Raw genomic sequence first — 14,620 nt, forward strand, 5'->3', positions numbered from 1 at the left:
TTATTTTTGTCTGGGATTTGCGGTGTCCTCATCGCGAGCAGGCTCACTCCCACAGGTTTTGTGAGCAACACGAATCCACGGTGGGAGCCAGCCTGCTGGCGATGGCGTCAGTCAGTGCACCACAAAACCATCAGGCCGCAGCAAATCGCTTATCCAGATAATCAATAATCACCTTGGACTCATACATCCAGGTGGTCTGCCCATTCTCTTCAATGCGCAGGCACGGCACCTTGATCTTGCCGCCTTGCTGCAGCAGGGTCTGGCGATCCTGTTCATTGTTCTTCGCATCGCGCAACGCCACCGGCACATTCAGACGGCGCAAGGTGCGGCGGGTTTTCACGCAGAACGGGCAGGCGTGAAACTGATACAGCGTCAAGCTCTTGGCCGCCGTGTTGACCTGGGCCTGAACCTCGGCAGGACGCTGTTTCTTGCCTGGACGGGTGATGAAGTCGATGAAGATGATCAGTTGGCCAAGGCCGACACGAAGCGCTTTTACGAACACGGTATAAGCCTCACAGGGGCAAACAGAAGGCGCGCAGCTTACCTGATTTTCACAGGCGAAAAAAAACCGGCGATGAATGCCGGTTTTTCGTGCTGCGAATTACTTGATCAGGCTGAGAAACTCGCTGCGGGTCGCCGCGTTTTCGCGGAACTCACCCAGCATCACCGAGGTGATCATCGACGAGTTCTGTTTCTCCACACCGCGCATCATCATGCACATGTGTTTGGCCTCGATCACCACCGCAACGCCCAGGGCGCCGGTGACTTGCTGGACCGCATCGGCGATCTGGCGGCTAAGGTTTTCCTGGATCTGCAGGCGGCGGGCGTACATATCGACGATCCGTGCGACTTTCGACAGGCCCAACACTTTGCCGCTCGGAATGTAGGCGACGTGAGCCTTGCCGATGAACGGCAGCAGGTGGTGTTCGCACAACGAGTAGAGCTCGATGTCCTTGACCAGCACCATTTCGCTGTTATCTGAGCTGAACAAGGCACCGTTGGTGACTTCTTCCAGTGTCTGTTCATAGCCGCGGCAGAGGTACTGCATGGCTTTGGCGGCACGCTTAGGCGTGTCGAGCAGGCCCTCGCGGGAGACGTCCTCGCCCAATTGGCCGAGAATCGCGGTGTAATTCTGTTCCAGTGTCACAGAGGCTGATTCCATAAGGGTTTCAGGAGGGTACTTATTCTGTCTGTACCAATTTTGTATCAATCGAGCTGTTTCGTTTGCCTAGGTCATCCGGTTGGTGCTGGAGGTCCACAGGGCATAGGTCGACAGCATCTGACGCTTTGACCGAGCTTAAAGGCAGTGATTGCAGGGTTTCATACCCGTCGTGCTGCACATGGTAGCTTAAGTGTGTCGGCAGTTGTATGGCCGGCGGGCGTGAACCTTCAATCCGGTCGGTGCTGACCTGAGGTATCTGTAGACCACACCGGCCTGCTTGGGTTGAAGAGACAAATCTGATCCGGTGCTGATAGCATTGCGCTATCCCTTGCCCTCTATCCTAGGAATGGAATCCATGTTTAAAAAAACCTGTGCGCTGGCCCTGTCCATGGTAGCCATTATCTCGGGTGCGCAGAATGCAGTTGCAACTGACTACCTGTTTAAGAAATACGCTTATGACTCACCTATCTCAAATTACACTGAGACTAACGGTTATTATGATTGTTCGTCGCAGGTAGGTACGACGGCTAAATGTACTGAATTAGTTTTTATTGAAAATAAATTCACAGCGTCGCTAGTTTTCAAAAATGACAAGCTTTCGATGGTTTCGCTACGCTCCCCGTTTGAGCGTGAGTTGTACCTGCGCGCCATGGCGGCCATTAGGAAGAGCTTTGGCATGGTAGTGATTGGCAATGGGCAAGATACTTTCGATGTACTTTTGATGGCGAGCAAAGTGTCAAAACCCGAGTTTTTAAAAATCGGAGCTTCTAATTATGAAAGTATGGCCTTGGCTGGAGGGCATGTTACTTATACTTTCATAGATAATAGAGTTTCGATTGGATATGCTAAAAGTTTTCGTCGATTATTGGAATTTGCGCCTGACAATGTGAGGACTGTAGATCTGATCGCCGATAGCGTAGGTAAAGATGCTTATTTGATTTTAAAGTTTTCCTTTCCAAAGCTTGACCAAAAAAAGCTGGATCAGCAGGCAAATAAGCCAGTCGAGTCGTTTTAAGGAAAATTGCCATAAGGCACGGCGCCGCAAGCGTGAAGCGGCAGCTTTACTCGTCGCGGCCTTCCATCATGGTTCGTTTGAGCATCACATAAACGGCGCCGGCGCCACCGTGCCTGGGTTGGCACGAGGTGAAGCCGAGCACCTGCGAATGCTGGCGCAGCCAGGTGTTGACGTGACTTTTGATCATCGGCCGCTTGCCGTCCAGGCGCACGGCTTTGCCGTGGGTGACACGCACGCAGCGGATTTCGAATTTGGTCGCTTCGGCCAGAAACGCCCAGAGGGTTTCCCGGGCCTTTTCCACGGTCATGCCATGCAGGTCCAGGCTGCCTTCGAACGGAATCTGTCCGATCTTGAGCTTGCGCATCTGGCTTTCCTGAACACCGTCACGCGCCCACATCAACTCGTCTTCCGGGCCGACGTCGATGACGAACTGATCGGACAAGCCATCAACGGTAGTGGCGTCGGTGCGCACGGTCGCGGCCTGGCGCAGCTTGGCGATTTGCGCGCGGTCGGCCTTGGGTTTGCCGGTGTCGGCGCGATCGTGCTTGATCGGCTTGACGCCTTGGATCGCACTTTTGAACAGGGAAAAATCGTCGTCTTGCATGTCAGCCTCCGCGAAGGGCGGCCAGTTTACCCAAGTCGGGGCGCTATCCATAACAATTGAGGCCCGCCAAAGGGCGGGCCTGGATTCAGTCGTGTTTTTTCATCAGGTGCGGGGAGATGTTCAACTCTCGCGACTGGCGCGAGCGGCGACGGCAGCGGCGCCACAACCACACACCGATATAGAGCACCAACAGGCCGACGGCCAGAATGATCGCCGAACCCAGCCGGCTGGCATTCAGCTCGCCCAGGGCCGGTGGACGACCCAGCAGGCTGGCGGCACCCGCCATGGCCAGCAACACACCGCAGGTTGCCAGCAAAGCCGCAAACGCGGCACCGAATCGAAAACGCCAATTGCGTTGCCCTTTGGGCCGCAGGCGGCGTGCATCAAAACCATCGGATAACTTCATTCCGACCTTCCTCAATGGGTATCGGCCCTTCGACCGGGAGTTGTCCGGGTTGTTCCTGAGGCTAAGTCAATTGCAGCAAATCAGAGGCTTTTGTGGATGAGCGGCGGTATCGACCGCTCACCGAGGCCGATCAGATCAGATCGTGAGTCAGCGCGAGGGTGGCGAAGTTATCCGCCATGATCGCCATTTCCGTTTGCTGCACATGCTCGGCCGTGAGTACGCCACCCTTGTAGGGCAAATCGCGGGTCGCGCAGGCGTCTTCCACCAACGTGCAGCGAAAGCCCAGGTTTTTCGCCGCGCGCACGGTGGTGCTAACGCTGGAATGACTCATGAAACCGCAAACGATCAGGTCCAGGGAGCCCAGTTCTTGCAGTCGATCGTACAATTGGGTGCCATGAAACGCGCTCGGCAACAGTTTGCCGATGATGGTTTCGTCGCCCTGTGGCTCAAGCCCCGGGATGAACTCACCGCGTTCGCCTTGTGGATCGAACAGGCCACCCACGGTACCCAAGTGACGCACATGCACAATCGGCCGACCTGCCGCGCGGGCAGCGGCGACCAGTTGCTTGATGTTCGCGACGGCAGCATCCATGCCGCTCAGGGCCAAAGGACCACTGAGGTATTCTTTCTGGGCATCGATGATGACTAGGGTCGCATGACCCAGATTGGCTGCTGCGTAACCGCGGCCGCTGAGTTGAAACATCGTTTTTGGAACGGACATTCTGGGGCTCCTTGGAGTGGGGCTTTTGCGACATTGTCCTCTGGCTGAGCGGTTCTGTGAATCGCTACTATCGCAAACGCCGTCGTTGCTGGCGTGCAGCCTTGTCAAGATGCACATTTTGTTCAATAGCCACGGGCAAAAATGGATATGTCCTACATCTGATCCGGTATTTTTCCTGCGTCGTCGTGGCGCGTTTTGGCTGTTAGAATCGCCAGTCGTTTTTTCTGGAGTCTACCCCCGTGATCACTTCCCGCCTTCGTACCCTGCGTGACCATATCCGTTGGGCCGTCAGCCGCTTCCATGGGGAGGATCTGTTTTTCGGCCATGGGACCGACAACGCCTGGGACGAAGCCCGTCAATTGGTGCTCGGTGCCTTGCACTTGCCGTGGGAAATCGCCGACAGCTATCTGGACTGCAATCTGGAAGAGGACGAGGTGGTCAATCTGCAACGCTTGCTCAAGCGTCGCATCGAACAACGCATTCCCACCGCTTACTTGCTGGGCGAGGCCTGGTTCTGTGGCATGTCGTTCATCGTCGACGAGCGCGTACTGATCCCGCGTTCACCAATTGGCGAACTGATCGAAAAACGTTTCGAGCCTTGGTTGGGCGCCGAACCTGCGCGGATTCTTGACCTGTGCACCGGTTCCGGTTGCATCGGCATCGCCTGTGCCTACGAGTTCCAGAAGGCCGAAGTGGTGCTGGCCGACCTGTCGTTCGAAGCGCTGGAGGTGGCCAACCAGAACATCGAGCGTCACGGCGTGGATGAGCGGGTGTACACCGTTCAGGGCGATGGTTTTGACGGTTTGCCGGGTCAGCGTTTCGACCTGATCGTGTCGAACCCGCCCTACGTCGATGCGGAAGATTTCGCCGACATGCCGGATGAATACCAGCATGAGCCGGAATTGGGCCTGGCCTGTGGCGATGATGGTTTGAACCTGGTGCGACGGATGCTCGCCGAGGCGGCGGATCATTTGACCGAGAAGGGCCTGCTGATTGTTGAAGTAGGCAACAGCCAGGTGCACGTCGAGGCGCTGTACCCGGAAGTCGACTTCGCCTGGCTCGATTTCGAGCGCGGCGGGCATGGCGTGTTCATGTTGACGGCTGAGCAGTGCCGCGATCATCAAGCGCTGTTCGCTTCCCGCGTCTGACTTTAGGACGCCTTCGCGGGCAAGCCCGCTCCCACAGGTTTTGTGTCGTGCCGCGTAATTTGAGCACGACGTAGATCCTGTGGGAGCGTGGCTTGCCCGCGATGGCCGCGCCGCGGTCTCAGATCATTACCGGTGCGTCGCAATCCAGATCAACAACCCCGCCTGAAACACCGCAAACGCCACCAGGCACGTAATGGTGAAGCGCAGCCCGGCGTCTTCACGCTTGTACTTGCTGACTTTCTCTTCGTGTTTCTTGAGCTTCACTTCCTGCTCGGCCAGATTCTGCTCGGCCTGCTGAAGCATCTGCGCCGCCTCGATGATTTCCACCACCTGCAGCTTTTCGCTGTTCCAGTCACCCTTCAGGTCGCCGACCTGAACCTCTTTGACGCTGCCTTTCAGATGCTGGGCGTCGGCGTACACCACCTCAAAGCCGTGCGCTTTGAGAAAGTTATCGCGGCGCAGGCGCGTGTCTTCGTTCAGCGCATCTTTATTGTTCAGGTCAGTGCCATCAACGGTGTAGCCGGGCCAGCGCTTCTTCGCCCAAGTGATGCCTTGCGCGGCCATGAAGCGGCCGATGCCACGGTTGACCGGTTCGACCTGCAGGCCGCTGTCCGGCCCGAAATGCACACACTTGGTCGTGTGATCGACCCACACATCCAGATGATTCTGCTCTTTGCGCACGCGCTGGCCGGGCAGCGTGATGCTCATGCGCATCAGGCTGTATTCCTTGCTGGTACGCTCGGCGTAACCGAACTCGACAAAGCGCAACGGCCGGCCACCTGTGTTGCGGTCGGTTTGCAGCGGCGCCAGGCGGAGCATCTTGTGGTGCTCGACGTGGACGTCCGCCCACGGCAGCTCAACCGCTGGCGGTACGTCTTTTTCAGCGGTGGTGTCGGGTGAAGTCTGGGTATCTGTCATCGCGGCGAGTCCTGTCCAAGCTCTGCTTGTCGCCCGCCATAGCGCTGGCGACAAAGGCTTATCGGCCGTTTTTTTCAGGACTGGAGGGCTGGTCGCTTAACGGGTGTGAAGTCCGTCAATAAACTCGATGATCCGCGTGCCGAGTTCGGCGGCCAGTGGCAATTGTGGATCCTTGTAGGACGCCAGTTGCCGTTTTACATCGTTGGGCACGATGCGCATGACGTGGTTCATGCCTTCGATCACCACCAGTTCGGCGTCCGGTTTGGCGGCCTTGAGCATTTTGGCGTCACCCACGCCGACCTGGATGTCGTTGCTGCCCTGGATGATCAACGCTGGCATCTTCAGCTTCGCAAAGGCTGCGGCCGGATCCTGGCGGAACAGTGAAATCATGTACGGCTGCACACTCGGGCGGAAAATCACCTCCAGTTGCGGCGGCACGTTATCGTCGGCGTGGCCCGCCTTGAGGCTGTCGAGCAACTCATTGCTGCGCTGCATCAATGGTGGCGGCAGGCGGTTGCTCAATTGCTGGCGTATGACCTGGTCGATCGGCCGGGCGCTGCCGGACAAGGAAATCACCGCCGCGGCATCGACGCTCGGAGCGGCGAGGGTGGCAATCAGCGCGCCCTCGCTGTGGCCCAGCAAAATCAGCTGGCCGAAACGTGGATCGGTTTTGAGCTTGCGGGCCCAAGCCTCGGCGTCGGCCACATAGGCTTCCACCGACAGGTTGCGCTCGTCTGGCGTCGCCGCAAGGCTCGCCGCCACCCCGCGTTTGTCGAAACGCACACTGGCGATGTTGTGTTTGGCCAACACCCAGGCCAGCCGTTTGAGGCTGTCGTTGCGTCCGCCTTCGATGTTGTTTCCGTCACGATCCGTAGGACCGGAGCCGGAAATGATCAGGACAACCGGCACTGGAGTGTCGGACTTTGGCAGCAACAGCGAGCCGAAAAGCTCTCCGCTACCGGTATCAAGGGTGATCGGGCGTTGCAGGACCGTGGCCTGGGCAAAGCCGGTAAACAGGGTAAGAGTCAAGACTAGAACTCGCAGCATCATCACGCCATCATTCACAAAGGTGCCGGTTGGACTCGCAGGCACCCATAAGGTTCGAGGATGAACTACTTGGGTAGCCTGCGTATACTGGCGCGCATTACGTATTCAGGTTCATTTCACGGAGCGTCCTGCATGTCCGGCAATACCTACGGCAAGCTGTTCACTGTCACCACCGCGGGCGAAAGCCATGGTCCGGCGTTGGTCGCCATTGTCGACGGCTGCCCGCCTGGGCTGGAGATCTCCCTTGAGGATTTGCAGCGCGATCTGGATCGCCGCAAGCCCGGCACCAGCCGCCACACCACTCAGCGCCAGGAAGCCGACGAAGTCGAAATCCTCTCGGGCGTGTTCGAGGGGCGTACCACCGGTTGCTCCATCGGCCTGCTGATCCGCAACACCGACCAGAAGTCCAAGGACTACTCGGCGATCAAGGATCTGTTCCGCCCGGCCCACGCCGATTACACCTACCACCACAAATACGGCGAGCGCGATTACCGTGGCGGCGGTCGCAGCTCGGCGCGTGAAACAGCGATGCGCGTGGCGGCGGGTGCAATCGCCAAGAAATACCTGGCCACCCAAGGCATTGTCATTCGCGGCTACATGAGCCAGCTCGGTCCGATCGAAATCCCGTTCAAGACCTGGGATTCGGTAGAAGAGAACGCTTTCTTCTGCCCTGACCCGGACAAGGTGCCGGAGCTGGAAACCTACATGGACCAGTTGCGCCGCGACCAGGATTCGGTCGGCGCGAAGATCACCGTGGTCGCCGAAGGCGTGATGCCGGGCCTCGGCGAGCCGATCTTCGACCGTCTCGACGCCGAACTGGCCCATGCGCTGATGAGCATCAACGCGGTCAAAGGCGTGGAAATCGGCGCCGGTTTCGCCAGCGTGGCCCAGCGTGGCACCGAACACCGCGATGAAATGACCCCGCAAGGTTTCCTCAGCAACAACGCGGGCGGCATTTTGGGCGGGATCTCGTCGGGCCAGCCGATCGTTGCGCACCTGGCGCTCAAGCCAACTTCGAGCATCACCACACCCGGCCGTTCCATCGACATCCACGGCAACCCGGTGGATGTCATCACCAAAGGTCGCCACGACCCTTGCGTCGGTATCCGCGCAACGCCAATCGCCGAAGCGATGATGGCCATCGTGCTGATGGATCACCTGTTGCGTCATCGCGGGCAGAATGCCGACGTGCGTGTGAGCACGCCGGTGCTGGGTCAGCTTTAATGGCTGACCTTAATGCCGCTGCGGTCTGACGACGTGGCGGCGCTCCCGTACTGGCGGCTTTCCAGTTTCTATCTGTTCTATTTCGCCTTGCTCGGGTCGACGGCGCCGTTTCTGGCGCTGTACTTCGATCACCTGGGTTTTTCCAGCGCGCGCATCGGCGAACTGGTGGCGATCCCGATGCTGATGCGCTGCGTGGCGCCGAACATCTGGGGCTGGCTCGGCGACTACACCGGCCGACGCCTGGCCATCGTGCGCTTCGGCGCCGTGTGCACGCTGCTGACGTTCTCGCTGATTTTCGTCAGCAAGACCTACGCCTGGCTGGCGATGGTCATGGCCTTGCACGCATTCTTCTGGCACGCGGTGTTGCCGCAGTTCGAAGTCATCACCCTGGCACACTTGAAAGGGCAGACGTCGCGCTACAGTCAGATCCGTCTTTGGGGCTCCATCGGATTCATCATCACCGTGGTCGCGCTCGGCCGGTTGTTCGAATGGCTGAGTCTCGACATTTACCCGGTGGCGCTGGTGCTGATCATGGCCGGGATCGTCGTGAGCAGCTTGTGGGTGCCCAACGCCCAACCCGTTCACGGTGAGCGACCCGCGGCGGACGGGTTTCTCAAGCAACTGCGCAGCCCCGGGGTACTGGCGTTTTACGGGTGCGTGGCGCTGATGCAGATGAGTCACGGTCCGTATTACACCTTTCTGACGTTGCACCTTGAGCGACTCGGTTACAGCCGTGGCGTTATCGGGATGCTCTGGGCGGTCGGCGTGGTTGCCGAAGTCCTGATGTTTCTGGCCATGAGCAAGATCCTCGCGCGTTTCTCGGTGCGTCGGGTGCTGCTGGCGAGTTTTCTGCTGGCGGCGTTGCGCTGGTTGTTGTTGGGCTCGTTCGCCGAGCTTCTGTGGGTGCTGCTGTTTGCCCAAGTGTTGCACGCGGCGACATTCGGCAGCTTTCACGCCGCTGCCATCCAGTTCGTGCAACGTAGCTTCGGCGCGCGCCAGCAAGGGCAGGGCCAGGCGTTGTACGCCGCGCTGGCCGGCACCGGTGGCGCATTGGGCGCTTTATATGCCGGCTACAGCTGGAACGCCCTTGGCGCGACATTGACCTTTAGTATTGCAAGCCTCGCAGCGCTGGCGGCTGCCGTTATCATTGCTACACGATTGCAAGAGGACAGGCCATGAGCCTTACCCGTGAACACCTCGCCCAGGAAATCATCGACGCCGGGCGTTTTCTGTATGGCCGCGGCTGGTCGCCGGCCACCAGCAGCAACTATTCGACCCGCCTGTCGGCGACCGAAGCATTGTTGACCGTGTCCGGTAAGCACAAAGGCCAGCTCGGTGTGGAGGATGTGTTAGCCACCGACCTGTCGGGCAACAGTCTGGAGCCGGGCAAAAAGCCTTCCGCCGAAACCCTCCTGCACACCCAGCTCTACAACTGGCGCCCGGAAATCGGCGCGGTGCTGCATACCCATTCGGTGAATGCCACCGTGCTGTCACGCCTGACGCCGGGTGAGTTCATCGACTTTGAAGACTACGAGCTGCAAAAAGCTTTCAGTGGTATCTCGACCCATGAATCCCGGGTGCGTGTGCCGATTTTCGACAACGATCAGGACATTGCGCGCCTCGCCGCCAAGGTGCAGCCTTGGCTTGAAGCCCATCCGGATTGCGTCGGCTACCTGATTCGCGGCCATGGCCTCTACACCTGGGGCGCACGCATGAGCGATGCGCTGCGACAGATCGAGGCCTTTGAATTTTTGTTCGAGTGCGAGTTGAAGACGCGCTCGCTCTTTAACCGTAATGCATGAACCGTTAAGGAGTTGCCCTGATGAGCAGCCTGTCCGTTTACCACGTCTCAAGCCCTGATATTCCGAACAAGGTGCTGACCCATTTCGAAGACATCGCCTCGACCCTGGCCGAGCAAGGCGTGCGTTTCGACCGCTGGCAAGCCACAGCGAAAATCCAGCCCGGCGCCAGCCAGGAAGAAGTGATTGCCGCGTACCAAGAGCAGATCGACAAACTGATGACCGAACGCGGTTACATCACGGTCGATGTGATCAGCCTGAACAGTGATCACCCGCAAAAAGCCGAATTGCGCGCCAAGTTCCTCGACGAACACCGCCATGGCGAAGACGAAGTTCGATTTTTCGTCGCTGGCCGTGGGCTGTTTACCCTGCACATCGACGATTACGTCTATGCGGTGCTATGCGAAAAGAACGACCTGATCTCGGTACCCGCCGGCACACCTCACTGGTTCGACATGGGCGAGCATCCGCATTTCGTGGCGATACGCCTGTTCAACAACCCTGAAGGCTGGGTGGCCAACTTCACCGGCGAAGACATCGCCAACCGCTTCCCGCGTCTTGAGGACTGAGCCGATGTCGATCAAGGCGATTCTCACCGACATTGAAGGCACCACCAGCGCGGTGAGTTTTGTGTTCGACGTGCTGTTTCCCTACGCGGCCAAACACTTGCCGGACTTCGTTCGCCAACACACCGAACGCGCCGATGTGGCCGAGCAACTGACGGCCGTACGCCGGGACAGCCATGAGCCGGACGCGAACGTCGAACGTGTGATCGACATTCTGCTGGGCTGGATCGCCGAAGACCGCAAGGCCACGCCGCTCAAGGCGTTGCAAGGAATGGTCTGGGCCCAGGGGTATCAGGCCGGGCAGTTGAAAGGCCACGTTTATCCGGACGCCGTTGAAGCGCTCAAGCGCTGGCATCAGGAAGGTTTCAAACTGTTTGTTTATTCCTCGGGCTCGATTCAGGCGCAAAAGCTGATTTTCGGCTGCTCGGAGGCGGGGGATTTGTCGCCACTGTTCAGCGGCTATTTCGACACCACGTCGGGGCCCAAGCGTGAAGCGTCGTCTTATGCGCGCATCACCCAGGCCATCGGCGTCGAGCCGTCGCAGATTCTGTTTTTGTCCGACATCGTCGAAGAACTTGATGCGGCGCGCACGGCCGGCATGGCGACTTGCGGGCTGGCGCGAGAGGGCGGGGAGCTGGCGGGGCATACGACCGTCGACAGTTTCGCGCGGATCGACCCTTCCACTTTCTAAGGTCCAACCCCGTAACCTGTGGGAGCGAGCTTGCTCGCGATAGCGTTGTATCAGTCAATATTAATGTCGCCTGACACACCATCGCGAGCAAGCTCACTCCCACAGGGGATCGGTGTACCGTCTTAAACAAAACAGGCCGTGGAGCGAAAGCGCTCACGGCCTGTTTGTTTGCTGCGTACTGACTTATACAACCGCAGGTTTTACGCCGAGTGATACGTCGGCAGGGCAAACCGTTGCTGGCTTTGCAGCATGGAAATCTGCGGCAGTTCGCTGGCTTGTTCGGCCAGGTCACGACGGATCGCACTGATCACCCAGGACAACTGATCGCCAGCATGCAATTGCTGGTAGGAAATCGAACGCTTGAACACTTTGCCTTCGGTGCTGCGCAAGGTCAGCAGGATGCCACCGTCAGGACGCGGCTGGGTGGTCACTTCGAAGTTGGAGAACAGGGAGGTAAATTTTTCTTGGATCAGGCTCATGTCTATCAGCTCCGTTAGCACTTGATTAGCAAGCATGGAGAGGTAGTTGCAGCGATTGTGCCAGCACACGATTTTTTAAAAATCCTTATAAATCAACGAGTTAATTTTTAGGTGGTTTTTTGGATTCGTGCAAACTGCATGAAAGGCCATCGTGCATCCTGCATTTTGCGTGGTCGGGCACGATTCAATGGAACCATTTGGCCGCGCTGAGGTTCACGGTTTTCAACCCGCTATGCAGATACAAAACATTTCAAAAACCGCGTGTACAGCTCAAGAACCGCTGACGTATTTTCGGTTTCATAGAACGCCGCCCGACAATAAAAAAGAACTAACGGGAGCACGCATGAGCGACACGATTACCTGGGGCATGATGCTCCGTAAGCTGCCTACCATTGCCAAAACCATTCCCCGCGTGGTGAAAGGCATGAAGGTCGCCAACGTCAAGGACCCGACCCAACCGTGTGGCCTCGGCTGGACGTTCGAGCAAGCGACCTTGCGCAATCCAGATGGCCCAGCGTTGCTGCAGGGCGATGTGGTGCTGAGTTATGCACAGGTCAACCAGTGGGCCAATCGCATCGCTCATCACCTGGTTGCCCAAGGCATCGGCAAGGGGGATGTGGTGGCGGTTTTTCTCGAGAACCGCCCGGAACTGCTGGTGACGATATTGGCCGTGGCCAAGGTCGGTGCGATCAGTGCCTTGCTCAATACCTCGCAAACCCGCGACACACTGGCCCATAGCCTGAACCTGGTGACGCCTGTGGCGATCATCGTCGGTGAAGAACTGGTCCCGGCCTTCAATGCGGTCCGCGAACGGGTATCGATCGAGACGACGCGCACCTGGTTCGTTGCCGATCAAGACACCTACAGCCGTCCCGGTGTCGCGCCCGCCGGGTTCATCAATCTGATGACTGACGCCGCCAACGCGTCCAGCGAGAACCCCGTCAGCAGCCGGCAGGTCTTTTTCGACGATCCTTGTTTCTATATCTACACCTCGGGCACCACCGGATTGCCCAAGGCGGGCGTCTTCAAGAACGGTCGCTGGATGCGCAGCTCGGTCAGCTTCGGCCTGATCGCCCTGAATATGCAGCCCGAGGATGTGGTCTATTGCACCTTGCCGCTGTATCACGCCACCGGGCTTTGCGTGTGTTGGGGCTCGGCGATCAACGGCGCATCAGGATTTGCCATCCGCCGCAAATTCAGCGCCAGCCAATTCTGGCATGACGTGCGCAAGTATCGGGCGACCACCCTGGGCTATGTCGGTGAATTGTGCCGCTACCTGGTGGATCAACCACCCAGCGCCGACGACAACCAGCACCCGGCGACCAAGATGATCGGCAACGGCCTGCGTCCCGGCGCCTGGCGCGAATTCAAGACGCGCTTTGGCGTCGGGCACATCTGTGAGCTGTATGCCGCCAGCGACGGCAACATCGGGTTCAGCAACATTCTCAACTTTGACAACACCATCGGTTTCTCCTTGATGGCCTGGGAGCTGGTGGCCTACGACCATGACAGCGGCATGCCGACGCGAAACGCCAATGGGTTCATGCGCAAAGTCGGCAAAGGCGAGCAGGGCCTGTTGCTGGCGCGGATTGACGACAAGGCGCCTCTGGACGGTTACACCGATCCGCAAAAGACCGAGAAAGTCGTCCTTCACGACGTGTTCGTTAAAGGCGACCGTTACTTCAACACCGGCGATCTGCTGCGCAACATTGGTTTTGGTCACGCGCAATTTGTCGACCGGCTGGGCGACACCTACCGCTGGAAGGGTGAGAACGTTTCGACCACCGAGGTCGAGAACATCCTCCTGCAACACCCGAATATTTGCGAAGCCGTGGCCTACGGCGTCGAAATCCGCAACACCAACGGACGAGCCGGCATGGCCGCAATCACACCGGCGGAGTCCCTGGCGACCCTGGACTTCAGCGAACTGTTAGCGTTTGCCCGCGAGCAAATGCCCGCGTATGCAGTGCCGCTTTTCCTGCGGGTGAAAGTGAAAATGGAGACCACCGGTACCTTCAAGTACCAGAAGACCCGGCTCAAGGACGAAGCCTTCGACCCGGCTAAAACCGGCGGCGACCCGATCTATGCGTGGCTGCCCGGCACCCAGACTTATGTGCAAGTCACTCCGCAGTTGCTGGCGGATATTCACGGCGGCGCTTTTCGTTATTGAAAGCAGCGCTATTGAAGGTGGCTATGGCGGCGCTTGAGAAAAAAGAAGTGACAGCTTCGGGGCTGCTCGGGAAACTGTCGCCTTTGCGAATAACCGAACGTGGAGTGCCCGATGTCAGACCAAAGCCGCCAGATGACCCCCGAAGAAGCCGCCGAATTTGCCGAGCAGGTCTTCAACAAAGCGCGCGAGGGCGATGCGGCGATGATGGCCGCGCTGCTGAGCAAAGGGCTGCCGCCGAACCTGCGCAACCACAAGGGCGACACCTTGTTGATGCTCGCCGCGTACCACGGTCATGTGGACACGGTAAAAGTGCTGCTGGAACACAAGGCCGACCCGGAAATCCGCAACGACAACGGCCAGAGCCCGATTGCCGGTGCTGCGTTCAAAGGCGACCTGGCGGTGGTCAAGGCGTTGGTGGACGGTGGCGCACAAGTCGAAGGCTCGTCGTTTGAAGGTCGCACTGCGCTGATGATGGCGGCGATGTTCAACCGCGTCGAAATCGTCGACTACCTGATCAGCAAAGGCGCCGACCCGAAAGCCAGGGACGCCAATGGCGTGTCGGCGCTGGACGCTGCGAAAACGATGGGCGCCGTCGATACCACCGCGCAATTGCAGAAACTGCTCGGCTGATCGGCTACGGATTGGGGGGCGTAATGCGCTATCCTTCGCG

17 protein-coding genes are annotated in these 14,620 nt (G+C 58.5%); 9 read left to right on the forward strand and 8 right to left on the reverse strand.

All coding sequences use genetic code 11. The features are described from left to right. Positions 1–130 precede the first annotated feature (130 nt). Positions 131–502, reverse strand: coding sequence for a glutathione S-transferase N-terminal domain-containing protein (locus ACM6I0_RS20260; RefSeq protein ID WP_222585361.1), 372 nt, complete (start codon positions 500–502; stop codon positions 131–133). 99 nt (positions 503–601) lie between these two features. Beyond that, the gene (gene folE / locus ACM6I0_RS20265; protein WP_010456659.1) at positions 602–1,147 is read right to left on the reverse strand and encodes a GTP cyclohydrolase I FolE; all 546 of its coding nucleotides are present in this window, start codon (positions 1,145–1,147) and stop codon (positions 602–604) included. A gap of 370 nt (positions 1,148–1,517) precedes the next feature. Between folE and ACM6I0_RS20270 the strand changes: the two genes are divergently transcribed. Further along, a complete protein-coding gene (locus ACM6I0_RS20270; protein ID WP_414923102.1) occupies positions 1,518–2,177 on the forward strand; it encodes a hypothetical protein in 660 nt (219 codons plus the stop codon). 46 nt (positions 2,178–2,223) lie between these two features. On the opposite strand, the gene ACM6I0_RS20275 is transcribed toward ACM6I0_RS20270, so the two are convergent. From ACM6I0_RS20275 to ACM6I0_RS20285, 3 genes are all read right to left on the reverse strand, one after another. Continuing rightward, the gene (locus ACM6I0_RS20275; protein WP_222585362.1) at positions 2,224–2,781 is read right to left on the reverse strand and encodes a Smr/MutS family protein; all 558 of its coding nucleotides are present in this window, start codon (positions 2,779–2,781) and stop codon (positions 2,224–2,226) included. 85 nt (positions 2,782–2,866) lie between these two features. Next, entirely contained in the window at positions 2,867–3,187 is a 321-nt protein-coding gene (locus tag ACM6I0_RS20280) for a hypothetical protein (protein WP_222585363.1), read from the reverse strand. A 130-nt stretch (positions 3,188–3,317) separates the two neighbouring features. After that, positions 3,318–3,908, reverse strand: coding sequence for a cysteine hydrolase family protein (locus ACM6I0_RS20285; RefSeq protein ID WP_259150920.1), 591 nt, complete (start codon positions 3,906–3,908; stop codon positions 3,318–3,320). A 239-nt stretch (positions 3,909–4,147) separates the two neighbouring features. Here ACM6I0_RS20285 and prmB point away from each other — a divergent pair, with 239 nt between their 5' ends. Then, a complete protein-coding gene (gene prmB / locus ACM6I0_RS20290) occupies positions 4,148–5,056 on the forward strand; it encodes a 50S ribosomal protein L3 N(5)-glutamine methyltransferase (RefSeq protein WP_090181807.1) in 909 nt (302 codons plus the stop codon). A gap of 126 nt (positions 5,057–5,182) precedes the next feature. On the opposite strand, the gene ACM6I0_RS20295 is transcribed toward prmB, so the two are convergent. Together ACM6I0_RS20295 and ACM6I0_RS20300 are read right to left on the reverse strand one after the other, a co-directional pair. Continuing rightward, positions 5,183–5,974 carry a hypothetical protein gene (locus ACM6I0_RS20295; protein ID WP_285436461.1) on the reverse strand — a complete coding sequence of 264 codons (792 nt, stop codon included), beginning with the start codon at positions 5,972–5,974 and terminating at the stop codon, positions 5,183–5,185. 96 nt (positions 5,975–6,070) lie between these two features. Next, positions 6,071–7,024, reverse strand: coding sequence for an alpha/beta hydrolase (locus tag ACM6I0_RS20300; RefSeq protein ID WP_285436463.1), 954 nt, complete (start codon positions 7,022–7,024; stop codon positions 6,071–6,073). A 129-nt stretch (positions 7,025–7,153) separates the two neighbouring features. Here ACM6I0_RS20300 and aroC point away from each other — a divergent pair, with 129 nt between their 5' ends. The 5 genes from aroC to mtnC are packed head-to-tail and all read left to right on the forward strand — an operon-like array spanning position 7,154 to position 11,301. After that, on the forward strand, positions 7,154–8,245 hold the full coding sequence (aroC, locus tag ACM6I0_RS20305) for a chorismate synthase (RefSeq protein WP_285436464.1): 1,092 nt from the start codon (positions 7,154–7,156) through the stop codon (positions 8,243–8,245). A 12-nt stretch (positions 8,246–8,257) separates the two neighbouring features. Then, positions 8,258–9,424: an MFS transporter gene (locus tag ACM6I0_RS20310; protein WP_222585367.1), complete on the forward strand. Its 1,167-nt coding sequence runs from the start codon at positions 8,258–8,260 to the stop codon at positions 9,422–9,424. Continuing rightward, complete coding sequence (locus tag ACM6I0_RS20315; RefSeq protein WP_414923103.1) at positions 9,421–10,047, forward strand: methylthioribulose 1-phosphate dehydratase; 627 nt, start codon at positions 9,421–9,423, stop codon at positions 10,045–10,047. Before ACM6I0_RS20310 ends, ACM6I0_RS20315 begins: the two co-directional genes overlap by 4 nt. 20 nt (positions 10,048–10,067) lie before the next feature. Further along, entirely contained in the window at positions 10,068–10,613 is a 546-nt protein-coding gene (locus ACM6I0_RS20320; protein WP_414923104.1) for a 1,2-dihydroxy-3-keto-5-methylthiopentene dioxygenase, read from the forward strand. A gap of 4 nt (positions 10,614–10,617) precedes the next feature. Further along, positions 10,618–11,301, forward strand: a complete 684-nt coding sequence (mtnC, locus tag ACM6I0_RS20325) for an acireductone synthase (RefSeq protein WP_414923105.1) — start codon at positions 10,618–10,620, stop codon at positions 11,299–11,301. A gap of 200 nt (positions 11,302–11,501) precedes the next feature. On the opposite strand, the gene ACM6I0_RS20330 is transcribed toward mtnC, so the two are convergent. Further along, positions 11,502–11,780, reverse strand: coding sequence for a DUF3509 domain-containing protein (locus tag ACM6I0_RS20330; RefSeq protein ID WP_208671975.1), 279 nt, complete (start codon positions 11,778–11,780; stop codon positions 11,502–11,504). A 343-nt stretch (positions 11,781–12,123) separates the two neighbouring features. Between ACM6I0_RS20330 and ACM6I0_RS20335 the strand changes: the two genes are divergently transcribed. Both ACM6I0_RS20335 and ACM6I0_RS20340 read left to right on the forward strand, forming a co-directional pair. Then, on the forward strand, positions 12,124–13,950 hold the full coding sequence (locus ACM6I0_RS20335; protein ID WP_414923106.1) for a long-chain-acyl-CoA synthetase: 1,827 nt from the start codon (positions 12,124–12,126) through the stop codon (positions 13,948–13,950). A 111-nt stretch (positions 13,951–14,061) separates the two neighbouring features. Beyond that, on the forward strand, positions 14,062–14,580 hold the full coding sequence (locus ACM6I0_RS20340; RefSeq protein WP_414923107.1) for an ankyrin repeat domain-containing protein: 519 nt from the start codon (positions 14,062–14,064) through the stop codon (positions 14,578–14,580). The last annotated feature ends 40 nt before the right edge of the window (positions 14,581–14,620 follow it).

Source organism: Pseudomonas sp. IT-P294 (assembly GCF_949767865.1).
In the GTDB taxonomy this organism is placed as follows: domain Bacteria; phylum Pseudomonadota; class Gammaproteobacteria; order Pseudomonadales; family Pseudomonadaceae; genus Aquipseudomonas.